The following is a 22,440-nucleotide window of genomic DNA, read 5'->3' as shown; positions in this document are numbered from 1 at the left end:
GGCGACTCCCGGCGCCGCCCCGTCAGCGTCCTATCGGCCAGGCGTGCGCCTCGTGCTCATGCCCCTCGTCCGCGAGCCGGGCGCACGCGTCGGTCAGCGACTCCAGCAGCGACAGCGGATCCGGCAGCGGCCGCTCCGGGCCGAGCAGCCAGGCCACCTGGCCGTCCCCCGGCAGCCGCGCGGGCGGCAGGAGCACATAGCTGCCCCGGCAGTGCCAGCGCAGCCCGGGGTGCTCGTCCATCGTCTCGGGGTGGCAGTCCAGCTCACACGGCCACCACTCGTCCTCGTCCTCCGGCGTGCCACGGGTGGCCGTGAAGAACAGCATGCGCTCCTGGTGATCGACGCTGGTGGTGGCGACGGGACCGACCTCGACACCGGCCTCGCCCAGCCGCTCCAGGGCCAGCCGGCCGGCGGCCACGGGCACGTCCAGCACGTCGTGGGCCATACCGGTGGCGGTGATGAAGTTCGCCTCGGGGTCGCCCCGCAGCCACCGCGCGACCTTCTCCGGGTCGGTGGTCGCCTGCGTCTGCCAGGCGAAGGAGACGGGGTGCCGGGCCGGGGTGGGACAGCCGATACGGTCGCAGGAACAGCCGTACCCGGAGGGGTGGGCCGCCGGCGCGAGCGGGAACCCGGCGGCGGCAGCGGCCATGAGCAGATCCTCGCGGGCCCCTGCCGCGCCCGCCCCCGTGCCCGTGTCGCCGCCCGCACCGCTCCGCGGCCGACGCAGCCACTGGGAGAACCTGCCCTTGCGTTCCATCTACCGCCTCGCTTCCCCACCGGTACCGCCGAATACCGACCCAATGCTCTTAATGCTGCCACCATCCTGCTCCGGAGGTGGCCGGTGTCCGCATCCGGGGTGCACAGGACCCCCCTCTGGGTGCGGATATCAGGCATAACCGAACTGGCGCCCCTAGCGTTCCCTTTATGGTCACGAGGTCTCTACTGGCTGGTATAGCGGTCCTCACCCTGGCCGTGCCGGCCGCTGCGCCGACCACCGCACCGGCCGCCGCGCCGACCGCCGAACCGCCCCTCCCGTCCGGGCGGCGCGGCGGGTTCCCGACCGCCGATTCGCTCCCGCCGATCACCTACGTGGCGCACCGCGGCGGCGCCCTGGAAGTCCCCGAGAACAGCATGTCCGGCCTGACCGCCGCCTATGAGCGGGCCGCCGCCCAGGTCCTGGACTTCGACACCAGGATGCTGCGGGACGGCACGCTCGTGGTGATGCACGACGCGACGCTGGACCGTACGACGTACTCGACCGGCCCCGTGAAGTCGCTCACCGCCGCCCAGTGGCGCTCCATACGGCTGCGGCCGGGCCCCCAGCTGCCCGGCCTGTGGCTGCCCGAGGCGCCGCCGACCGTCGGCGAGGCGCTGGACCGCTTCGGCAGGCACAAGGTGCTGATGGTGGAGGCGAAGGACCCCGACAGCCTGCCCCGTCTGTCCGCGATGATCCACGAGCGCGGCCTGACCCGCTCCGTCTTCGTCAACACCAACCGGCTCCGGGTGGCCCGGCAGGCCCACCGGATGGGGCTGCTGACGCAGCTGTGGCGCTCGGCACAGCAGCTGCGCGAGGACCGGCCCCGCATGTGGCGGGGGTTCGTGGATCTGCTGGACGTCGACTACCAGGCGCGGAAGAAGGACCTGCGGCGGGCGGTGACCTCCGGCATACGCCGGGTGTGGGCCCATACGGTGAACACGCCCGAGGCGCGGGACCGGATGCTGCGGCTGGGCTGCGGCGGCATCATCTCGGACGCGCCGACGCTGCTGACGCGGACAGCGCGCTGACCTCGTGGATCACCTGTCGCGGACCTCGCCGTTCACCTGTCGCCGATCTCGCTGTTCACTTCTTGAGGATCCCCCGCAGTGCCGTATCGACCACCGCGTCCGCGTAGTCGTGGCTGAGCGGATGGGTGCCCAGCAGCCAGCGGTGGGTCAGCGGGCCGCACACCAGCTCGACGACGACGTCCGGGTCGACGTCCCGCCCGATCTGCCCGGCCTCCTGCGCGGCCCGCAGCCGCTCGGCGAGCAGCCGCAGCCCCGGCTCCAGGACCCGGGCCACGAAGTGGGCGCCGAGCTCGGGGTTCACCAGGCCCTCGGCGGTCAGCGCGCGGGCCGGCAGGTCGTACGCGGGGGCGTTCATCTGGTCGACGGCCCCCCGCAGCACGAGTTTGAGGTCCGCCTCCAGGTCCCCGGTGTCCGGCAGCGCGGGCTCGCCGCCCTCGGGGGTCTCGCCCTCGGGTGTCTCCCCCTGGGCGGTGAAGGCGTCGAGCAGCACCGCGGCCTTGGAGGGCCACCAGCGGTAGATCGTCTGCTTGCCGACCCCGGCGCGGGCCGCGATGGCCTCGATGGTCAGCCGGGGGTAGCCCATCTCGCCGATGAGCTCCAGGGCGGCGTCGAGGATCGCCCGGCGTGCGCGTTCGCTGCGGCGGGCGGAGTCGGGCGCCGCCTTGTCGGCTGCCTTGTCGGCTGCTTTGTCGGCCATGGCGGACAACCTATCGACCTCTTTAAACCATCCATACGGCTCATGCCCCGGGCGGGGGCCGGGGCGCACCATATGTCCAGGACCGCGTACGACGATCCGTACGGGCCTGCATTCCCGTGAGGAGCCATCCTTGTCCTTGCGCACCCCTGAGCGCCGCGCCACCGCGCGCCGCTATCTGATGTGTCCGCCGACCCACTTCCGGGTCACCTACTCCATCAACCCCTGGATGGACCCGGCCAAGCCCGTGGACCTCCCGCTCGCGCTCGCCCAGTGGGAGGACCTGCGCGACCGCTACCGCTCCCTCGGCCACACCGTCGAGGAACTGCCGCCCCGGCCCGACCTCCCCGACATGGTGTACGCGGCGAACGGCGCGACCGTCGTCGACGGCCGCGTCCTCGGCGCCCGCTTCGCCCATCCCGAACGCACCGGCGAGGCGGCGGCCCACCTGGAGTGGTTCCGCGCCCACGGGTACGCGCAGGTGCGCGAGCCCGAGCACGTCAACGAGGGCGAGGGCGACTTCGCCGTGACCGCGTCCTGGCTGCTGGCGGGCCGCGGCTTCCGCAGCAGCCCGCTCTCGCACCCGGAGGCGCAGGAGTTCTTCGGCCGCCCGGTGCTCGGTCTGGACCTCGTCGATCCGCGCTACTACCACCTCGATACGGCGCTGTGCGTGCTCGACGACACGACGGACACGGAGATCATGTACTACCCCGGCGCCTTCTCCCCGGGCAGCCGGGCCGTGCTCGCCCGTCTCTTCCCCGACGCGATCATCGCCACCGAGGCGGACGCCTCGTCCCTCGGGCTCAACGCCGTCAGCGACGGCCGCCATGTCGTACTCCCCCAAGCGGCGGCCGGACTCTTCGGCCCCCTGCGCGAACGGGGCTACGAGCCGATCGCCATGGACCTGAGCGAGCTGCTCAAGGGCGGCGGCAGCGTGAAGTGCTGCACGCAGGAACTACGAGATCCGGGCCGCTAGAGGCCCGACCGCCCCGGCCGCCGCGAAGGTGCTGCCGCCGGGGCGCCATCGACCGGCCGGGAGGCGGCCGCGCGAGCGGTAAACTCTGGCGGATGCACGCTTCCGCCGCCGAGGGCGCCCGTACGGGCGAGACGCTGCGCGCCGCGCTGGCCGGGCTGGTCGATGGGTTGTCGGCCCGGCAGGCCGCGCAGGCCACGGGGCGGCTGATCGAGAACTACCGGGGGCGGACCCCGACCGACGCGCCCGTGCTGCGCGACCGGGCCGACGTCGTCGCCTACGCCGCGTATCGGATGCCCGCGACGTTCGAGGCCGTGCGCTCGGCGCTGGCCGCCTTCCGGGCGGGGGCACCGGGGTGGAGTCCCGGCTCGCATGTCGACATCGGCGGCGGCACCGGCGCGGCCACATGGGCGACCGCCGCGGCCTGGCCTGACACGGAGCGCGCCACGACCGTGCTGGACTGGGCCGAGCCCGCGCTCGCGCTCGGCCGGGAGCTGGCCGGCGGTGCGGCCGTCGAGGCGCTGCGGGAGGTGCGCTGGCAGCGCCAGGTCATCGGCGACGGGCTCTCCCTCCCCGACGGGACCGACCTGGTCACCGTCTCGTACGTGCTGGGCGAGCTCACCGCCGCCGACCGCCACGCCGTCGTCGACGAGGCGGCCCGGGCCGCTCAGGCCGTGGTGCTGATCGAGCCAGGCACCCCGGACGGCTATCTCCGTATCCGCGAGGCGCGGGAGCGGCTGCTGGCGGCGGGGCTGCGCGTGGTGGCGCCGTGCCCGCACAGCGCACAGTGCCCGATCGAGCCGGGTGCGGACTGGTGCCACTTCGCGGCCCGGGTCAGCCGGTCCTCCCTGCACCGGCAGGTGAAGGGCGGTTCGCTGCCGTACGAGGACGAGAAGTTCGCGTACGTCGCGGCCGCCCGCTTCCCCGCCGCCCCCGCGGACGCCCGCGTGGTGCGCCGCCCCCAGCTCCGCAAGGGCCAGGTGCTGCTCGACCTGTGCGGCCCCGACGGCCTGCGCCGCGAGACCGTCACCAAGCGCCAGGGCCCCCGCTACCGCACGGCCCGCGACGCCGACTGGGGCGACGCCTGGCCGGGCGAGGACCCTCACGCGCCTACGTAGGCCGCCAGGTGGTCGCCCGTGAGCGTGACCCGCGCGGCGACGAGGTCCGCCGGGGTGCCCTCGAAGACGATCCTCCCGCCGTCGTGGCCGGCGCCGGGGCCGAGGTCGATGATCCAGTCGGCGTGCGCCATGACCGCCTGGTGGTGTTCGACGACGATGACCGACTTACCGGAGTCGACGAGCCGGTCGAGCAGGCCGAGCAGCTGCTCGACATCGGCGAGGTGGAGGCCGGCGGTCGGCTCGTCGAGAACGTAAACGCCGCCCTTGTCGGCCATGTGGGTGGCCAGCTTGAGCCGCTGCCGCTCGCCGCCGGAGAGCGTGGTGAGCGGCTGGCCGAGGGTGAGGTAGCCGAGCCCGACGTCGGCGAGGCGGCCGAGGATGCGGTGCGCGGCCATGGGGTATCCCCTGCTCGAAGAGCTTGGGGAAGCGCAGGCCTCGCCGGCGCCGAAGAACTCCTCGGCCTCGGTCACCGACATCGCCAGCACCTCACTGATGTCGCGGCCGCCGAGGTGGTAGTCGAGCACCGAGGCGTCGAACCGCCTTCCCTCGCAGTCCTCGCAGGTGGTGGAGGTGCCGGCCATCATCCCCAGGTCCGTGTAGACGACGCCGACGCCGCCGCAGGTGGGACAGGCGCCCTCGGAGTTGGCGCTGAACAGTGCCGGCTTCACGCCGTTGGCCTGCGCGAACGCCTTGCGGATCGGGTCGAGCAGCCCGGTGTACGTCGCCGGGTTGCTCCGCCGGGAGCCGCGGATCGCGCCCTGGTCGACCGACACCACACCCTCACCCGCGGGAATCGACCCGTGCACGAGGGAGCTCTTGCCGGAGCCCGCCACTCCGGTGACCACACAGAGCACCCCGAGCGGAATGTCGACGTCGACGCCCTGAAGGTTGTGGGTGCTCGCGCCGCGGATGGGCAGCGTGCCGGTGGGCTTCCGTACCGTCTCCTTGAGTGAGGCCCGGTCGTCGAAGTGGCGCCCGGTGATGGTGCCACCGGCCCGCAGCCCCTCGACCGTGCCCTCAAAGCAGACGGTGCCGCCCGCCGTACCGGCACCGGGGCCGAGGTCGACGACGTGGTCGGCGATCTCGATCACCTCCGGCTTGTGCTCGACGACGAGCACCGTGTTGCCCTTGTTCCGCAGCCGCAGCAGCAGCCCGTTCATCCGCTGGATGTCATGCGGGTGCAGACCGGTGGTGGGCTCGTCGAAGACGTACGTCACATCGGTGAGCGAGGAGCCGAGGTGGCGGATCATCTTGGTGCGCTGTGCCTCACCGCCCGAGAGCGTGCCCGCCGGCCGGTCGAGGGAGAGATAGCCGAGGCCGATCTCCACGAACGAGTCGAGCGTCTGCTGCAACGCGGTGAGCAGCGGCGTGACCGACGGCTCCTTGAGGCCGCGGACCCACTCGGCCAGATCGCTGATCTGCATCGCGCAGGCGTCGGCGATGCTGATCTTCTTGATCTTCGACGAGCGGGCGCCCTCGCTCAGCCGGGTGCCGTCGCATTCGGGGCAGACGGTGAAGGTGACCGCCCGCTCCACGAACTCCCGGATATGCGGCTGCATCGCCTCCTTGTCCTTGGAGAGCATCGACTTCTGGATCCGCGGGATCAGCCCCTCGTAGGTCATGTTGATGCCCGCGATCTTCATCCTGGTCGGCTCGCGGTGAAGGAAGTCCTGCAGCTCCTTCTCCGTGAACCCGCGGATGGGCTTGTCCGGGTCGAAGAAACCCGACTCGATGTAGAGCCGGGAGTTCCAGCCGCCGCCCTTGTAGCCGGGGACGGTGATCGCGCCCTCGGCGAGCGACTTGGAGTCGTCGTAGAGCTGGGTGAGGTCCAGGTCGGTGACCGAGCCCCGGCCCTCGCAGCGTACGCACATCCCGCCGGTGCGGTTGAAGGTCGCCTTCACCGCCTTCTTCGCACCGCGCTCGACGGTGATCGCGCCGCTCGCCCGGACCGAAGGGACGTTGAAGGCGTAGGCGCTGGGCGGGCCGATATGCGGCTTGCCGAGCCGGCTGAAGAGGATGCGCAGCATCGCGTTGGCGTCGGTGGCGGTGCCGACCGTGGAGCGGGGGTCGGCGCCCATCCGCTGCTGGTCGACGGTGATCACCGTGGTCAGCCCGTCGAGGACGTCGACCTCGGGCCGCGCGAGCGTCGGCATGAAGCCCTGCACGAAGGCGCTGTAGGTCTCGTTGATCAGCCGCTGCGACTCCGCGGCGATCGTGTTGAACACCAGTGAGCTCTTGCCCGAACCGGAGACGCCGGTGAACACCGTCAGCCGACGCTTCGGGAGCTCGATGCTGACGTCCTTGAGGTTGTTCTCGCGCGCGCCGTGCACGCGGATCAGATCGTGGCTGTCGGCGGCGTGCGGCGCGGCGGGCGACTGCGGGTCCGTCTTCTTGGCCATGCTCATGGTGTCTCCGTCTTTCTGTTACACGAGTGCGCGAGGCCGCCTGCGCGGTCGGCGCGACCCCGTCCCATTGACGCCGGACGGGGTCGCGAGCGCAAGGAGCGAGGTCAGCGCAGTTCGTTGATGCGGATCAGGTTGCCCGCGGGGTCGCGGAAGGCGCAGTCGCGCACACCGTACGGCTGATCGATCGGCTCCTGGACGACCTCGGCATCGCCGGCCTGAAGCCGGGCGAAGACGCCGTCGAGGTCGGCGGTGGCCAGGGTGAGACGGGCGTAGGTGCCCTTGTCCATCATCGAGACGATGGTGCCGCGCTCGTCGTCGGTGATGGCCGGGTCGGTGGCCGGCGGCTCCAGGACGATGGAGGTGTCGGGCCGACCGGCGGGGCCGACCGTGATCCAGCGCATCTTGCCCTGTCCGACGTCCTTGCGGACCTCGAAGCCGAGGGTGTCGCGGTAGAAGGCCAGGGAGGCGTCGGGGTCGTGGTGCGGGAGGAAGGTCCAGTGAATGGTGAGGTCCATGGCGTCATGCGTGGCGTTGTTCATGGCTTTCACGCTAGCCACGGCCCCGTGACCCGGGCTTCTCCATTCCTGATCGGTTCCTGGGGCATTCCTGATCGGTTCCTGGACCGGTTCTCTGTGCGAAACTCCTCGCATGAAACGGCAGGACCTCGACGACCTCGTACGGCTGCGGCAGGCCCGCGACCGGATGGACCGCGACTACGCCGAGCCGCTTGACGTCCCGGCGCTGGCGCAGGGCGCCCTGATGTCGCCGGGCCACTTCTCCCGCAGCTTCCGCGCCGCCTTCGGCGAGACGCCCTACAGCTATCTGATGACCCGCCGCATCGAGCGGGCCAAGGCGCTGCTGCGGCGCGGCGACCTCACGGTGACCGAGGTCTGCTTCGCGGTCGGCTGTACGTCGCTGGGGTCGTTCAGCTCGCGCTTCACCGAGCTGGTCGGCGAGAGCCCGAGCGCGTACCGGGCCCGCAGCCATGACCACGGCGCCGCCATCCCGGCGTGCATCGCCAAGATCCACACCCGGCCGGTCAGGAACGCGGAGGCGAGCCGAGCCCCGCGGCCGTAGCGTGATTCATATGGAGATCACGCTTTCCACCTGCTTCATCGCAGTCGACGACCACGACAGGGCGATCGCCTTCTACCGCGATGCGCTCGGCCTCGAGGTGCGCAACGACGTCGAGTTCGAGGGGATGCGCTGGGTGACCGTCGGATCGCCCGCGCAGCCGGGTGTGAGCATCGTCCTGGAACCGCCGCTCGCCGATCCGAACGCCTCACCGGCCGACAGACAGACCATGGCGGAGCTGATGGCCAAGGGCCTGCTGCGCGGCGTCATCTTCTCCACGGACGACTGCGACGCCACCTTCGAGCGCGTCAGCGCCACGGGGGCCGAGGTGCTGCAGGAGCCCATGGACCAGTTCTACGGACTGCGCGACTGCGCCTTCCGCGACCCGGCCGGCAATCTGCTGCGCTTCACCCAGCCGCTCGAGAAGTGAGCCCTGAGGCGGGCCCGGCTCAGGGCCACGCTCAGGGCCCGCTCAAGGCCACGCTCAGGAGTCCGCTCAGGGACCCGGCGTTCCTGGCCGCAGCGCCCGCGCCAGCGCCGTGCCCGCCGCCGCGCGCGGGGCGCTGTCGGCCGGGCGGCGGCGCGGGTGCACGGTGTTGGCCAGCAGCACCAGATACGACGACGTGGCCCGGTCGAGCACCAGGCTGGTGCCCGTGAAGCCGGTGTGGCCCGCCGCGCCCCGGCCCGCCAGCTCGCCCATGAACCAGCGCTGATCGACCTCGAACCCCAGCCCCGGCGCGGCCAGCATCAGCTCGACGGACTCCGGCCGCAGCACGGGCGGCCCCCCGCCCAGCAGGGCGCGGCACAGCAGCGTCAGCTCCGCGGCCGTGGAGAAGAGCCCGGCGTGGCCCGCGACGCCGCCCAGGGCGTAGGCGTTCTCGTCGTGGACGACGCCCCGCAGCATGCCGCGGTCGAGCTTGGCCCAGGGGTGCCGCTGGTCCTCGGTGGCGGCGATACGCGGCAGCCAGGCGCGGGGCGGGCGGTAGCGGGTGGCGGTCATGCCGAGGGGGCGGGTGATGTCGTCGCGTACGAGGTGGGCCAGGGAGCGGCCGGTCACCCGCTCCAGGACGCGCTGGAGCAGCAGGAAGTTCAGATCGGAGTAGCGGCGGGCGGTGCCGGGGGCGGTGGTCGGGGGTTCGGTGTGCAGTCTGGCCAGCCGCTGTTCGTGGCTGTCGTAGTCGTACAGCGGGAGTTCGGGCAGCAGCCCGGAGGTGTGGGTGAGCAGCTGCCGTACGGTGATGCCGTGTTCGGCGGCGGCCGTGAACTCGGGGGCGTACGCGGCGACCCGGCCGTCCAGGTCGATCTCGCCGCGCTCAAGGCACCGCACCGCGACGATCGTGGTGAACAGCTTGGTCAGCGAGGCGAGGTCGAAGACGGTGTCCTGCCCCCGGTCCGGGCCCGGCCCCGACCGGTCCCGGACCGGCCCCGCGCCCCGCCCTCCTGTCCGCATCGGCACCCACCGCTCGTGCGGCAGCTCCACGCCGCGGTCCGTGGCCTCGTCGTACGCCGCGTACCGCACCGCCCAGCCAAAGGCCTCCTCGACGAGCACGTCCGGGCCCCGCCCGGCGGCCACGACCACCCCGGCGCACCAGGGGCGCTCCCCCTCGGGAAGCGCCCTCACCTCTCGTATCAGCTGATCCAGATGGTCGTTCAGACGGTCTTGCCGGTCTTGCGCTGCTGCCACGGACGGCACAGTCCCACGAAACTGGCCATGGCCGCGACCGCACACACCAGCTGGACCACGGTCATCGGCACGGCCGTGTGCTCGCCCGCGATGCCCACCAGCGGCGAGGCGATCGCGCCGACGAGGAACGAGCAGGTGCCCAGCAGCGCGGACGCCGAGCCCGCGGCGTGCTTGGTGCGCATCAGCGCCTGGGTGTTGGTGTTGGGCATGGCCAGGCCCATCGCGGACATCAGCACGAACAGCCCGGCGGCCATCGGTACGAGACCGACGTCGCCGAAGACCCCACTGGCCATCAGGCACAGCGCCGTGGCCGACAGGGTGATCGCGGCGAGGCCGACGAACAGGGCCGCGTCCAGGCTGACCCGCCCGGCCAGCACCTTCCCGTTGAGCTGTCCGACGGCGACCAGGCCGATCGAGTTGATCCCGAAGAGCAGGCTGAAGGTCTGCGGGGAGGCGCCGTAGATCTCCTGGATCACGAACGAAGACCCGGAGACATAGGCGAAGAGCGCGGCGAAGGCGAAGCTGCCCGCGAGCATGTAGCCGGTGAAGACGCGGTCGGCGAGCAGTCCGCGCATGGTGTGCAGCGCCTGGCCGAGGCCGCCGCCGTGGCGCCGCTCGGGCGGCAGGGTCTCGTGCAGCCAGCGCCACACGACGAGGGTGAGCAGCACGCCGACGACGGTCAGCACGACGAACACGCCGCGCCAGTCGGTGAGGCGCAGGACCTGGCCGCCGATGAGCGGCGCGGCGATGGGCGCGACGCCGGAGATCAGCATGAGGGTGGAGAAGAAACGGGCCATCGCGGCGCCGTCGTACAGATCGCGGACGACGGCGCGGGAGATCACGATGCCCGCGGCCCCGGCCAGGCCCTGGAGCAGCCGGAAGGCGATCAGCAGCTCGACGGTGGGCGCGATGGCGCATACGGCGGTGGCGACGATGTAGACCACCATGCCGACCAGCAGCGGGCGGCGGCGCCCCCACTTGTCGCTCATGGGGCCCACGACCAGCTGGCCGAGCGCCATGCCCGCCAGACAGCCGGTGAGGGTGAGCTGGACGGTGGCGGCGGGGCTGTGCAGCGCGCCGGTGACCTCGGGCAGGGCCGGGAGGTACATGTCCATGGACAGCGCCGGGAGGGCGTTGAGCCCGCCGAGGACGAGGGTCATCAGGAGACCGGCGCGGCGAGCCGCGGGGCTCGGGGAGGGCGCGGGTACGGGGGTGGACTCGGGTACGGGGGTGGACTCGGATACGGATATGGGTCTGTGGTCGGGTGCGGTCGGATGGCCGGACGGCGGCATGCAGCTCTCCGTGAGTTGTTGAGTCTTCTCTATGCTCTCAGCAAGTTCGTTGTGGTCATGACCGATGTGTGTACGGAGTGAGCGTGGAGATGGCCGAGACCGTGCGGTGGGGAATTCTGTCGACGGGCGGGATCGCCGCGTCGTTCACGGCGGATCTGCTGGAGCTGGCGGACGCCCAAGTGGTGGCGGTCGGCTCGCGCGGCCCGGACTCCGCGAAGCGCTTCGCCGAACGGTTCGGGATACCGCGCGCGCACGGCAGTTGGGCCGAGCTCGCCGCCGATGAGGAGGTGGACGTGGTGTACGTCGCCACCCCGCATTCGGCGCACCGCGTGGCGGCCGGGCTGTGCCTGGAGGCGGGGCGGGCGGTGCTGTGCGAGAAGGCGTTCACGCTCAATGTGCGGGAGGCGGCCGAGCTGGTCGATCTCGCCCGGGCCCGAAACGCCTTCCTGATGGAGGCGATGTGGACGTACTGCAATCCGGTCGTCCGGCGGATGACCGAGCTAGTCCGGGACGGCGCGATCGGCGAAGTGCGGGTGGTGCAGGCCGACTTCGGTCTGGCCGGGCCGTTCGACGCCGGAAACCGGCTGCACGACCCGGCACAGGGCGGCGGTGCGCTGCTCGACCTCGGGGTGTACCCGGTGTCCTTCGCGCAGCTGCTGCTGGGCGAGCCCGATGACATCCAGGCCAGGGCGCGGCTGACCCCGGAGGGCGTGGACGAGAACACCGGGATCCTGCTGGGCTGGGACGGCGGCGCGACGGCGCTGCTGAGCTGCTCGCTCAACGCCGACACACCGCAGACCGCCTCGGTGACCGGGACGGCGGGCCGGATCGAGTTCCCGCGCGGCTTCTTCCACCCGAAGCGGTTCGTACTGCACCGGCCGGGGCGGGATCCGGAGGAGTTCACGGCGCAGGACGCGGACGCCGGTCTGCACGGTCTGCAGCACGAGGCGGCGGAGGTGATGCGGTGCCTGCGGGCGGGCGAGAAGGAGTCCCCGCTGGTGCCGCTGGACGGCTCGCTCGCGGTGATGCGCACGCTGGACGCGGTGCGCGAGCGGATCGGTGTGCGATACGCCGCCGACGAGGGGTGAGCGGCAGCAGGATGAGGCCCGCGGCGGCGTCTGCCGCCGCGGGCCTCTCGTAGCCGCCGTGGGCGCATCGATGATGCGCGGGTGTGGATGCGCTTCGCTGCGCCGCGCGCGGCACGTGGGCGCTTCCGGGGGTGGGGGGACTCGGAAGGCCGAAGACGGCACCGCCTGAATTGGCGGTGCCGTCTTCCGCCTGCGGCCGACGCTGCGGCGTACGTTTCGCCGACTGGTTCAGGCCGGTTCAGGCAGCGGCCGTCAGGCGTCCTGGAGGCCGGGGTTGCCGGCCTCGCTGACGAACGACGCCGCCGTGGTGAGCGGCGCGCCCGGCGCGGTGACTCCGGGGATCGTCTTGTAGTCGGCCCGGGCGGCTTCGCCGTCCAGGGTCAACGTCACATAGCCCCGGCGGCCGTTGTAGAACTTCATATGCGGGTTGGCCGCCATGTACGTGGCCCAGTTGGACGGCTTGTCGGAGCCGTCCTTGCCGCTGCTGATGGAGGTGCCGACGAACTCCACGCCCAGGGTGCGGGACGTGGGGTCGTTGAAGTCCTTCTTGATGTCGAAGGCGTAGTGGACGTGGACATCGCCGGTGAGGACGACGAAGTTCTCCACCCCGGCCGCCTCGACACCCGCGAGGATCCGCTCGCGGGAGGCGGGGTAGCCGTCCCAGGAGTCCATGCTGAGCTTGGAGCGGGCGGCGGTGGTGTTCTTCCGCTGCGAGAAGGTGACCTGCTGCGGGAGCACGTTCCAGGTGGCCTTGGAGCGCCGGAAGCCGTCGAGCAGCCAGCGCTCCTGGGCGGCGCCGGTGAGGGTGCGCGAGGGGTCCTCGGACTCGGGCCCCGGGTACTGCCAGCCGTCCCCGTACGCCTGGTTGGAGCGGTACTGGCGGGTGTCGAGGATGTCGAACTGGGCGAGCCTGCCGTAGTGGAAGCGGCGGTAGAGCCGCATATCGGGGCCGTCGGGCTGCTGGGGCATGCGCAGCGGCATGTTCTCCCAGTACGCGCGGTAGGCGGCGGCCCGGCGGATCAGGAACTCCTCCGGCGGGTTCCCGTTCTCGTCGATGTCGCCCGCGTAGTTGTTCTCGGTCTCGTGGTCGTCCCAGGTGACGTACCACGGGAAGGCGGCGTGCGCGGCCTGCAGGTCCTCGTCGGTCTTGTAGAGGGCGTAGCGCAGCCGGTACTGGTCGAGGGTGATGGTCTCGGTGTTGAAGAGTTCGGGCAGGGTGCGGTCGGTGTAGTTGCGCGCGCCGCCGGCCGCGTTGACGGCGTACTCGTACTGGTAGTCGCCGACGTGGAAGACGGCGTCCAGGTCCTCGCCCGCGAGGTGGCCGTAGGCGGTGAAGTAGCCGTCGTGGTACGCCTGGCAGGAGACCAGGCCGAAGCGGCCCTCGCGGACGTGGGCGCCGGTGGCGGGGGCGGTGCGGGTGCGGCCGGCGGGGCTGGTGAAGCGGCCGGCGCGGAAGCGGTACCAGTAGACGCGGTCGGCGTCGAGGCCCTTGGCGTCGACGTGCACGGTGTAGTTGAACTCGGCGTGCGCGACGGTCTTGCCCTTGCGGACCACCCGTCTGAAGCGCTCGTCGTGGGCGATCTCCCAGCCCACGTACACGAAGCCCTCGTCGGGCAGTCCGTTGCCCGGCTCGTACGGGCGCGGGGCGAGTCTGGTCCACAGCACGACGGCGTCCGGCAGCGGATCGCCGGAGGCCACGCCGAGGGTGAAGGGGTCGTCGCTCAGGGCGTGCGAGGTCTGCTCGGTGGCGAGGGCGCTGGGCAGGTTGGTGCTGAAGGCGATGGCCGCGGCGGCCCCGGTGACGGTGAGGAAGCGGCGGCGGCCCAGGCGCGCTGCCGCGGCTCGTATGGCCTGCTGATGCGGGTGGTGTGCCATCTTTTGCTCTCCCCTGGCTCGTGGCGACTGGCTTGTGCGACTGGCTCGTGCGACTGGCTGTGGCGTCCGGGTCGTGGCATCTGGCTGGTGCGTCAGAGGAATTGCACGGCCAGCGGGCGGCCGCCCGCTAGCCTGTACACGTCATAAAGATGTCGGACGGGTGAGTTCCGCATCGGGATGGGACGTTTGACGCGATATGCCGCCGCCCGGCCGGGGGCACCTCCCAGCGGTAGCTGGGGGAGAACCGAGCCTCGAAAAAAAGGACGTCGCGTACGCTGCGGACCCATGAATGTCATGTCGAAGGTCGCGGTGGTGACCGGCGCCGGATCCGGGATCGGCCGGGCGGTGGCTCTCGAACTCGCCGACGCGGGCTGGTCGGTGGCCCTGGCCGGACGCCGCCGAGAAGCCCTCGCGGAGACGGAGCGACTGGCGGGCCGGGACGGGGCGGTGATCGCCGTACCGACCGATGTGACCCGCCCCGAGCAGATCGACGCGCTCTTCGCGGCGGTACGGGACCACTTCGGACGCCTGGACCTGCTGTTCAACAACGCCGGCAGCTTCGGGCCGCGGGAGGTGGCGCTGGACGAGCTGCGCCACGAGGACTGGCAGGCCGTGGTGGATGTCAATCTCACCGGCGCGTTCCTGTGCGCGCAGGCCGCGTTCCGCCTGATGCGCGGCCAGGATCCGCAGGGCGGCCGGATCATCAACAACGGCTCGGTCTCGGCGCACGCCCCACGGCCGCGGAGCGTCGCCTACACCGCGACCAAGCACGCCCTGACCGGGCTGACCAAGTCGCTGTCGCTGGACGGGCGGCCGTACGGCATCGCATGCGGGCAGATCGACATCGGCAACGCGGCCACCGAGATGACCGAGCGGATGCGCGGCGGTGTCCCGCAGGCGAACGGGGAGTCGGCGGTCGAGCCGGTGATGGACGTCGCCGACGTGGCTCGTACGGTGCGGCACATGGCGTCGCTGCCACTGGAGGCGAACGTGCAGTTCGCGACCGTGATGGCGACGGCGATGCCGTTCATCGGGCGGGGCTGACGGGCGAAAGATCGTCACTACGCGTACTTAACCAGTCACTTGATCCGATAATTCGATCAAGTGCTGATTTCACCCCTTAGGGCCAGTCAGGGGCCGGGCCTCGGGGCTGCCCCGGGCTGTTCGCAGACCCGTTCGTATGGCATGGTCGTCCTCTCACCGCGCCGCCCATCACGCCGCTCACGACCGAAGAGAGACCGCCGTGCGTTCTCTGCCGCTCACTCTGGTCGCCCGCCTGCTGCCGGTCGCCGTACTCACCGCCGCGGGCGTGGCCATGACGACCGGCTCCGACTCGGACGCGCACCCCAAGCCCTCCGCGTCCTCCCCGCGCCCCTCCGCGACGGCCACCGCGACCGCGTCGGCGGATCCCACCTCCGCCCCGACGTCGGACGGGCAGGGCGACGGCACCGCCGCGCCGCGCTACCCCGAGCCCCCGGCCAAGCCCTGCGGCACCCTCCCGGCCGGCACCGTCAAGGACCTGGTGCCGGAGGCCGAGACGGCCGGCACCCCGCTCAAGACGAGCGACGCCACCCACCGCTCGGGCTGCTCCTGGCACGCCCTGAGCGGATTCGACTACCGCTGGCTGGATATCACCTACGACGTATCGGCATCGGCGCCCGCGCGCGCCCGGACGGCGCAGGGCAGCGGTCCGAGCACCGCCGTGCCCGGCCTCGGTGACCAGGCGTCGGTGAGCCTGAACGTCACGACCGATGACAAGCAGCGCATACGCGAGGCGGTCGTGGTCGCGCGCGACGCCAACGCGGTGGTCACCGTGACCTACAACGGCGGCGACTTCGAAACGAACGAGGCGGCGGGCACCGAGGAGATACGCAAGGGCGCGATCACCGCCGCGAAGACGGCCCTCGCCGCACTCAACGGCTGAGCACCGTGCTCACCGGCTGAGGACCGCACTCGACGGCCGGCACCGCGCTCGACGGCTGATCCGCCGTTCCATGGACCATCACGCCCCCATCCGCAAGGCCATAGGGCAGAAGGTGGCATGAAGTCTCCATGTGCTTGAGACCGACGTCCGCCATGCGCGACGATCGCCTACCAATGGTAACTACAGCATCATCGGAACCGCTCTGAACAGCTCGGAAGTTGCAATTAACCCCACCCCGGTGCCCTTAGGGGTGCCGATCTCTGCTCAGCTGGGCCTTTCGGTGTCGTTTGGGCACCTTTTGGTGCCGGCGTGGATGAGAGGAGCTCGAAGGTGATCGTTACGGGGGAGGACGCAATGCCGATCAAGGTCCTGATCGCCGATGGACATGCCCTGGCCCGGCTTGGGCTGTTAACTCTGCTGAGCTCGGCCCCCGGGCTGCGCGCCGTCGGCGAGGCCGCCGACAGCGACGGCGCCCGCGCCCTGGCCGCCGCGCACAGCCCGGACGTCATTCTCATGGACATCTCCCTTCCACACCTCGGGGGACTCGCCACCACCCAGCACATCGTGGAGGCCACGCCCGCCCGGCCACCCCGCGTCATCGTCACCGCCTCGGAGGTCAGCGACGACGAGATCCAGTCCGCACTGCGCGTGGGCGCCGCCGGAATCCTGCTCAAGGACACCTCACCGCAGAAGACGATCGCCTCGATCAGCGCGGTCGCCACCGGCGATATGGCCTTCTCGCCCAGCGTGATGGAGCGGCTGATCGACGCGTACACCTACCGCGCGACGGCCACCGAGACCGCGGGGTCGACCCTGGCCATGCTGACCATGCGGGAGACCGAGGTGCTGCGGCATGTCGCCAAGGGCCGTAGCAACTCCGCCATCGCACGGGAGCTCAGGATCAGTGAGGCGACCGTGAAGACCCATCTGAACCGGGCGATGACCAAACTGGGCATCACCAGCCGGGCCCAGGCCGTGGCGCTGGGCTATGAGTGCGGTCTGGTCGTTCCCTCGCAGCCCCAGTCGGTCGCCTGAGAGGGCCGCCCTCATGACGGGCCTGCCCCGGCGGACCGGCCGACGACCGGTGGCCGTGACGGTGACGGCGTTTCCGGCCGCCGGGGCAGCGCGGCACCCTCCCCCATGGATGAAAGGGCTCACTTCCGCTCCGCCACCTCCTTGATCCGGCCCAGCGTCGTACGCATCCCCTCGACCATCAGCCGCTCCCGCCGGAACCCCACCAGGCCGCTGGAGTCGACCGCCCGGATCAGCAGATGGGGGCGGCCGAAGTGTTCCCGCCACTCGGTCAGCACGACGCCGTCGCCACCGCCGTCGGGTTCGATCCGATAGCCCCACCGCACCTTCGACTGCGCGACCTCGAATGCGAACACCTCTCCTTCCTCGCACTCCACGACCGTGCAGTCGGTGGTCCAGAAGATGAGCCCACGCCTGTTGCGGCCGCGGAACCGGGCCCCGAGGGCAGGCCCCGACGCCGGGGCCACCCAGCGTCCGCCCTTGCACTCGGGGCTGAACCGGCCCATGCCGGTGACATCGGAGACCAGCCGCCACACCCGCTCGGGTGGGGCGGCGATGGTGATCGAGACCTCGTCCACTGCGCGCCCGCCTCCCGGTCAGCGCCCGTGCCAGTCCCGCATATGGGACCGGTGCACCTCGGGCACCACGGACGGGTCGTAGAACTCGTCGTAGAAGTCGACGTCGAGATGGACGGACTGGAAGCCCATCTGCGTGTGGTACGCGGGCAGATACGAGGGGAACCGGCCGGACTTCTGGTACGTGTACTCGCAGAAGGCCACCGTGGCGTCGATCGCCTTCTGGCTGATCCCGCTGATCCCCGCCGCCACCTTCTCCGGCTCCCGCCAGCCGCCCCGGCCGATTCCGCCGCGGTAGATGCCGTTCTCGCCGAACTTGCGCTCGACGACGGCGTGCACCGCCGCCTCCATCGACTCGTAGTACGGCGGGCAGTACGGCTTGAGCAGCACCTCGCCGTCCCGCTCCAGGCCCAGCGGATAGGGGAAGCCCGCGTCCTGGCGGCGGAGTTTGAGGACCATCTTGGCCAGCGTGGGCACCCGGAAGTACTGGCTGATCGGCATCTCGGCCATCCGGAAGTCCAGCGCCTCGAACCATCCCCCGTCGTGCCCGGTGTAGTGCGGGAAGCCGCCAAGCCCCAGCGCCTGGCTGACCAGGCCCAGGTTCTGCAGCATCATGCCCATCTCGATGCACGCCGTCTCCACCAGAAGGCGCTCGGCGTACTCCATCGGCATGGACTTCAGCTTCCGCGGATCGTCGTCGAGGTGGCCGCCCTTGGACTTGCCGAACTTGCCGATGCCGGCCGGCAGGAAGAACCGCCGCTCGTCCAGGCAGAAGACCGCCATCTCCTCGTTGAAGAACTCCAGCAGGATGTTGATGTAGAGGTAGGACAGATCCTCGATCGGCAGGAAGTAGGTGGACCCGGGGGTGTGCAGCGACCACTCGTTGCCGGTGAGGTTGTACGGCGACTCCACCGGCGGATGGCGGCGCTCGCTCCCGATCTTGACCCGGGTGGCCCGGTACGCCCCGACGAAGTCGTTCTTGGCGATGAACTCCTTGACCTCGTTCAGCTCCGCCGTGGACAGATCGCCGGGCCGGCGGATCAGATAGGTGGCCTCGTCGTCCATGACCACCATCGCCCCGCTCTGGAGCGCGTCGGAGCTGGAGACGGTGCGGCCGACGACGCCGGCCATCACATTGCCGCCCTTGCCCTTCTCCCAGTTCCAGTCGTTGAGCGCGGGGCCGGTGATACCGCAGGCGGCGAAGGTGAGGATCGCCTGCTCCTCCTCCGTCAGCGGCACCGGCTCGTGCTTGCTGCGGTACTCCAGCGGCCCGCCGGGGACGGTCATCCCCATGCCGAATCTACGGGCCCGGCGGGACTTCAGGCCCTCGATCAGCGGAAAGCTCTGCCAAGTGTCGCTCGCTGCCATGGTCTTGCGTGCTCCTCGTTTTTGAGGTTCTTGAGTTATCGGCCGCGGATGTGGCTGCGGATGAGGCGCCGCCCCGGCCGGGGAACCACCAGTTGGCCGAGCCCATGAGCTTCATGGCGGCCGGTACGACGAACATCCGCACCAGCGTGGCGTCCACGGCGATCGCCACCGCCATGCCGAAGCCCAGCTCGCCGATGGGCTGGATCCCGGAGAGGGTGAAGCCGCCGAACACCGCCACCATCAGCACCGCCGCCCCGGTGATCAGCGGGCCCGTGGCGGAGATGCCGAGCGCCACGCTCTCGGTGTTGCCGAGCCCCGCCTTGTAGTACTCGCGCACCCGGCCCAGCACGAACACCTCGTAGTCGGTGGACAGGCTGAACAGCAGGGCGAGCAGGAGCACGGGGACGAAGTTGGTGACCCGGCCGGACGCGTCAAAGCCCAGCGCCTCCGCCACCGGGCTGTCCTCCTTGAAGGCGAGGGCCAGCATGCCGAACGCCACGGACACCGAGAACACATTGACCAAGATGGCCTTCAGCGGCAGCAGCACCGAGCGGAACGACAGCATCAGGATGACGAAGATCGCGAGCAGCATCACCCCGACGACCGTGGGCAGTCCGTCGGAGATCACCTCGTTGGCGTCCACGCCCTCGGCGGTCTGCCCGCCGATCTCGATACGCAGCCCGTCGCCGTCGGCCCGCGCCGCCACCCGCCGGACGTCCGCGAGCAGCCCGCGCGTCTCGGACGAGGACGCGTGCTCCTCGGGGATCACCTGGGCGATGAACTTGGTGCGGTCCTCGGAGACGAAGTACCCCACCGAGGCGCGGACGGGGTGCGGCAGCCGGTCGCGTACGGCGGGTTCGAGCGCGTCGAACGGACGCCCCGGAGCCGCCTGTTCCAGGGCGTCGAGCGCGGAGTCCACCCGCCGGACGTGCCCCAGGCCGGCCAGTTCGTCCCGTAGCTCGGCGATCCGCCCGCCCTCGCCGCGCAGCGGGGTGTCGGAGCGGATCAGCACCACCATCGGGGAGGCGTCGCCCGGCCCGAACTGCTCCTCCACCCGGTCGTAGGACTGGCGCACGGTCGAGGAGGTGGGGGTGATCTTGGCGTCCGGGGTGAAGGTGTCCAGGGCCAGGGCCGGGACGGCGCCCACCGCCAGCAGGGCGCTGCCCGCCAGCAGGGAGAGCACCGGCCGGCGCAGCACCCAGTGGGCGAAGCGGTACCAGCCGCGCTCGCGGGGGTCGGCGGTGGCGCTCGCCGGGCGGAGCTTGGCGAACAGGTCCCAGCGCCCGATCCGGGGGCCGACCGCGTACAGCAGCACCGGCAGCAGCAGGACGCTGGTGAGCACCGACACCGCGACGACCAGCGCGGCGCCCAGCGCGATCGACTGGATGACCGGGAGGTTGACGAAGGCCAGCGTGGCCATGGACACGATGACGGTCACGCCGGAGGCGACCACGGTCTCCCCGGAGGTGGCGAGCGCGATCCGCAGGGCGCGCGGTACCGGCTCGCCGCCTTCGAGTTCGTCCCGGAAGCGGCGGATCATGAACATCGAGTAGTCGATGCCGACGCCGAGCCCCAGCATGGTCGCGGTGTTCTGGACGAACACCGACAGGTCGTAGGAGTCGGCGAGCACGGACAGGATCGCGAAGGTGACGACCGCCGCCGTGCCCGCGGTGATCATGGCGACCACCGCGGAGACCACGCTGCGGAACAGCAGCAGCAGGATGAGGGTGATCAGCGGCATCACGATGATCTCCGCCTTGACCAGGCCCTCTTCACTCAGGACGTTGATCTCGCCGAAGAACGGGGCCGTGCCCACCATGCCGACGGTCAGGCCCCGCGCCTCGTACCGCTTGTCGAACTCCCGCTGGATGTCGGGGAGGATCCGCCGGGCGGTGCCGTCGTCCACATCGAGGCCGAACATCTCGATCGCGGTGTGGCCGTCCCGGCCGACGAACGCGTTCTTGGGCGCGCCCTGGAGGGTGGTCCACCCGTAGTGCGAGGCGGCCTTGAGCCGTTTGTCGCCCTCGATGTCGGCCATGGCCTGGCGTACCCGACGCTCGAAGGCGTCCGTGCCGGTGGCGTGGCGCTTGTCGTGGACGACCACGGTGACGCTCGTCCGGCCGCGGCCGGTGAACCCCTCCTTCTGCTGCTCGGCCACCCAGGTGGACTGTGAGCCGGGGACATACCAGCCGCCGCCGCTCAGCTTGTCCGGCAGCGACAGCGCGAGCAGCCCGCTGATCACCAGCAGCGCGCCCCACACCGCCAGCAACGGCCATCGCACCCGGCCTATGAACGCTACGAACCGCTCCGTCACGTGGCCTCTCCCCGGCTTCCCTGCGCTCGGCGTATCCCTGTCGGCGATCAGTAGACCGTGGTGTCCAGGTCCTCGCCCAGGAAGTAACCGGCCAGTGCGGGCAGCGCCTTGGCCCGTGCCGGCGGGTGGAACGCCAGCGCGCGCGTGGCCTGCAGCAGATAGCCGACCTCGGTGTCGCGGATGAAGGAGATACCGCCCGCCAGCTCGCTGGCGGCCGTGGACACCTCCATCACCGACTCCTGGACCTGGAAGCGGGCCAGCAGCGAGCGGGCCAGCTGGTCGCCCGGGTCCTCGATGGACGCGGTCATGTCCCGCGCCACGTTCTCCACGGCGCCCATGGAGCTCTCCAGCTTCACCAGCAGGGCGCCCACCTCGGCGCGCGAGACCCGCGGGGACGCCATCGCCTTCTCCACGAGCGTGCTCGCCACCCCCACGTAAGAGGCCGCGGCCAGCAGCTCGAACCAGGTCCAGCCGCGGACCTGGAGGGTGTCCATCTGGGTGCCGGGGCGCTGGTCGGTGAAGACCATCAGCGACTCGTCCAGGACCACGTCCTCCAGGACGACCTCGTCGCTCTCGGCGCCGGCCAGCACCTCGCTCTCCCAGAACGGGCGCAGCACCAGGCCCTCGGTCGCGGCGGGCACCAGGGCCATGGCCAGATGGCCGTCGTACTTCTCGTCGCCCTCCACCAGCACGCTGGCGGTGAACCAGTCCATCGACGCGGACAGGCTGCACGGCTTCTTGCTGCCGCTGATGATGAAGTTCGTACCGTCCCGGCGGGCGCGCATGGTCGGCGCCAGCATGCTGGCGCCGCGCTTGGCCTCGGCGGAGGCCGAGGCGACCAGTTGCTTCTCCCCCGCGATCGACTTGAGCAGGATCCACTCGAAGGCGTCGGGGGCGCAGTGCTCGGTCAGATACTCGGTGAAGGTGGCCAGCGAGAGCTGGTGCATCATCGCGGCGACCGCCAGCGAGGGCGAGCGCATGGCCAGCGCCCGCTGGACGCGGACGGCATCCAGCGGCTCGGCGCCCAGGCCGTCGTGCTCGGCGGGCACCAGCAGCCCGGCCCCGCCGGCCTCCCGGAACGCCGGGATGGCCGGGCCGCCCCGCTTCTCGAGATCCGCCAGCGAATGGGCCGCCAGCTTCTCGTCGAGCCCGGGGAGCAGCCGCTCCAGCACCGCGCGCTCCCGCGCCCCGAGACGGCCCGCCGCGGACGAAGCCGCGGACGATTGGGTGTCGGTCATG

Annotated in this window: 20 protein-coding genes; 9 read left to right on the top strand and 11 right to left on the bottom strand. The window is 71.2% G+C overall.

The window, feature by feature from the left end:
- Window positions 1-22 precede the first annotated feature (22 nt).
- Window positions 23-757 (bottom strand): bifunctional DNA primase/polymerase, encoded by a 735-nt coding sequence (locus ACFV2X_RS39635; protein ID WP_385626143.1) that lies wholly within the window; start codon window positions 755-757, stop codon window positions 23-25.
- A 167-nt stretch (window positions 758-924) separates the two neighbouring features.
- Between ACFV2X_RS39635 and ACFV2X_RS39630 the strand changes: the two genes are divergently transcribed.
- A complete protein-coding gene (locus tag ACFV2X_RS39630; protein WP_385626142.1) occupies window positions 925-1,785 on the top strand; it encodes a glycerophosphodiester phosphodiesterase in 861 nt (286 codons plus the stop codon).
- Window positions 1,786-1,840: 55 nt separating this feature from the next.
- On the opposite strand, the gene ACFV2X_RS39625 is transcribed toward ACFV2X_RS39630, so the two are convergent.
- Complete coding sequence (locus tag ACFV2X_RS39625; RefSeq protein WP_385626141.1) at window positions 1,841-2,482, bottom strand: TetR/AcrR family transcriptional regulator; 642 nt, start codon at window positions 2,480-2,482, stop codon at window positions 1,841-1,843.
- Between the two features lie 136 nt (window positions 2,483-2,618).
- Between ACFV2X_RS39625 and ddaH the strand changes: the two genes are divergently transcribed.
- Both ddaH and ACFV2X_RS39615 read left to right on the top strand, forming a co-directional pair.
- A complete protein-coding gene (ddaH, locus tag ACFV2X_RS39620; RefSeq protein WP_385626158.1) occupies window positions 2,619-3,455 on the top strand; it encodes a dimethylargininase in 837 nt (278 codons plus the stop codon).
- Between the two features lie 92 nt (window positions 3,456-3,547).
- On the top strand, window positions 3,548-4,570 hold the full coding sequence (locus ACFV2X_RS39615) for a small ribosomal subunit Rsm22 family protein (RefSeq protein ID WP_385626140.1): 1,023 nt from the start codon (window positions 3,548-3,550) through the stop codon (window positions 4,568-4,570).
- Here the strand turns inward: ACFV2X_RS39615 and ACFV2X_RS39610 are convergent.
- Window positions 4,555-6,975: an ATP-binding cassette domain-containing protein gene (locus ACFV2X_RS39610; protein ID WP_385626139.1), complete on the bottom strand. Its 2,421-nt coding sequence runs from the start codon at window positions 6,973-6,975 to the stop codon at window positions 4,555-4,557. The genes ACFV2X_RS39615 and ACFV2X_RS39610 overlap by 16 nt on opposite strands.
- Window positions 6,976-7,079: 104 nt before the next feature.
- Window positions 7,080-7,490, bottom strand: coding sequence for a VOC family protein (locus ACFV2X_RS39605; RefSeq protein ID WP_385626157.1), 411 nt, complete (start codon window positions 7,488-7,490; stop codon window positions 7,080-7,082).
- A 133-nt stretch (window positions 7,491-7,623) separates the two neighbouring features.
- On the opposite strand from ACFV2X_RS39605, the gene ACFV2X_RS39600 reads away from it, so the two are divergent.
- The gene (locus tag ACFV2X_RS39600; protein ID WP_385626138.1) at window positions 7,624-8,052 is read left to right on the top strand and encodes a helix-turn-helix transcriptional regulator; all 429 of its coding nucleotides are present in this window, start codon (window positions 7,624-7,626) and stop codon (window positions 8,050-8,052) included.
- 10 nt (window positions 8,053-8,062) lie between these two features.
- Window positions 8,063-8,479 carry a VOC family protein gene (locus ACFV2X_RS39595; RefSeq protein WP_385626137.1) on the top strand — a complete coding sequence of 139 codons (417 nt, stop codon included), beginning with the start codon at window positions 8,063-8,065 and terminating at the stop codon, window positions 8,477-8,479.
- A gap of 66 nt (window positions 8,480-8,545) precedes the next feature.
- Here ACFV2X_RS39595 and ACFV2X_RS39590 read toward each other — a convergent pair whose 3' ends face one another.
- Both ACFV2X_RS39590 and ACFV2X_RS39585 read right to left on the bottom strand, forming a co-directional pair.
- Entirely contained in the window at window positions 8,546-9,670 is a 1,125-nt protein-coding gene (locus tag ACFV2X_RS39590; protein WP_385626156.1) for a serine hydrolase domain-containing protein, read from the bottom strand.
- Window positions 9,671-9,699: 29 nt separating this feature from the next.
- The gene (locus ACFV2X_RS39585; RefSeq protein ID WP_385626136.1) at window positions 9,700-11,025 is read right to left on the bottom strand and encodes a multidrug effflux MFS transporter; all 1,326 of its coding nucleotides are present in this window, start codon (window positions 11,023-11,025) and stop codon (window positions 9,700-9,702) included.
- 89 nt (window positions 11,026-11,114) lie between these two features.
- Between ACFV2X_RS39585 and ACFV2X_RS39580 the strand changes: the two genes are divergently transcribed.
- On the top strand, window positions 11,115-12,113 hold the full coding sequence (locus ACFV2X_RS39580) for a Gfo/Idh/MocA family protein (RefSeq protein WP_385626135.1): 999 nt from the start codon (window positions 11,115-11,117) through the stop codon (window positions 12,111-12,113).
- Window positions 12,114-12,365: 252 nt separating this feature from the next.
- Here the strand turns inward: ACFV2X_RS39580 and ACFV2X_RS39575 are convergent, their stop codons facing one another.
- Window positions 12,366-13,988, bottom strand: a complete 1,623-nt coding sequence (locus ACFV2X_RS39575; protein ID WP_385626134.1) for an alkaline phosphatase D family protein — start codon at window positions 13,986-13,988, stop codon at window positions 12,366-12,368.
- A gap of 294 nt (window positions 13,989-14,282) precedes the next feature.
- Here ACFV2X_RS39575 and ACFV2X_RS39570 point away from each other — a divergent pair, with 294 nt between their 5' ends.
- From ACFV2X_RS39570 to ACFV2X_RS39560, 3 genes are all read left to right on the top strand, one after another.
- A complete protein-coding gene (locus ACFV2X_RS39570) occupies window positions 14,283-15,032 on the top strand; it encodes an SDR family oxidoreductase (RefSeq protein WP_385626155.1) in 750 nt (249 codons plus the stop codon).
- A gap of 199 nt (window positions 15,033-15,231) precedes the next feature.
- On the top strand, window positions 15,232-15,912 hold the full coding sequence (locus ACFV2X_RS39565; protein ID WP_385626133.1) for a hypothetical protein: 681 nt from the start codon (window positions 15,232-15,234) through the stop codon (window positions 15,910-15,912).
- A 354-nt stretch (window positions 15,913-16,266) separates the two neighbouring features.
- Window positions 16,267-16,947 carry a LuxR C-terminal-related transcriptional regulator gene (locus ACFV2X_RS39560; RefSeq protein WP_385626132.1) on the top strand — a complete coding sequence of 227 codons (681 nt, stop codon included), beginning with the start codon at window positions 16,267-16,269 and terminating at the stop codon, window positions 16,945-16,947.
- A 119-nt stretch (window positions 16,948-17,066) separates the two neighbouring features.
- Here the strand turns inward: ACFV2X_RS39560 and ACFV2X_RS39555 are convergent, their stop codons facing one another.
- From ACFV2X_RS39555 to ACFV2X_RS39540, 4 genes are read right to left on the bottom strand one after another with little or no spacing between them, the layout of a single operon-like run.
- Entirely contained in the window at window positions 17,067-17,522 is a 456-nt protein-coding gene (locus tag ACFV2X_RS39555; protein ID WP_385626131.1) for an SRPBCC family protein, read from the bottom strand.
- Between the two features lie 18 nt (window positions 17,523-17,540).
- Window positions 17,541-18,887: a hypothetical protein gene (locus ACFV2X_RS39550; RefSeq protein ID WP_385626130.1), complete on the bottom strand. Its 1,347-nt coding sequence runs from the start codon at window positions 18,885-18,887 to the stop codon at window positions 17,541-17,543.
- The gene (locus ACFV2X_RS39545; protein ID WP_385626129.1) at window positions 18,820-21,201 is read right to left on the bottom strand and encodes an MMPL family transporter; all 2,382 of its coding nucleotides are present in this window, start codon (window positions 21,199-21,201) and stop codon (window positions 18,820-18,822) included. Before ACFV2X_RS39545 ends, ACFV2X_RS39550 begins: the two co-directional genes overlap by 68 nt.
- Before the next feature lie 47 nt (window positions 21,202-21,248).
- Window positions 21,249-22,439: an acyl-CoA dehydrogenase family protein gene (locus ACFV2X_RS39540; protein ID WP_385626128.1), complete on the bottom strand. Its 1,191-nt coding sequence runs from the start codon at window positions 22,437-22,439 to the stop codon at window positions 21,249-21,251.
- Window position 22,440 lies beyond the last annotated feature (1 nt).

The organism is Streptomyces sp. NPDC059679 (assembly GCF_042734105.1).
Classification (GTDB): Bacteria; Actinomycetota; Actinomycetes; order Streptomycetales; family Streptomycetaceae; genus Streptomyces.
Note: the sequence above shows the minus strand (reverse complement) of the source record. Positions and strands in the feature narration are given on the sequence as shown.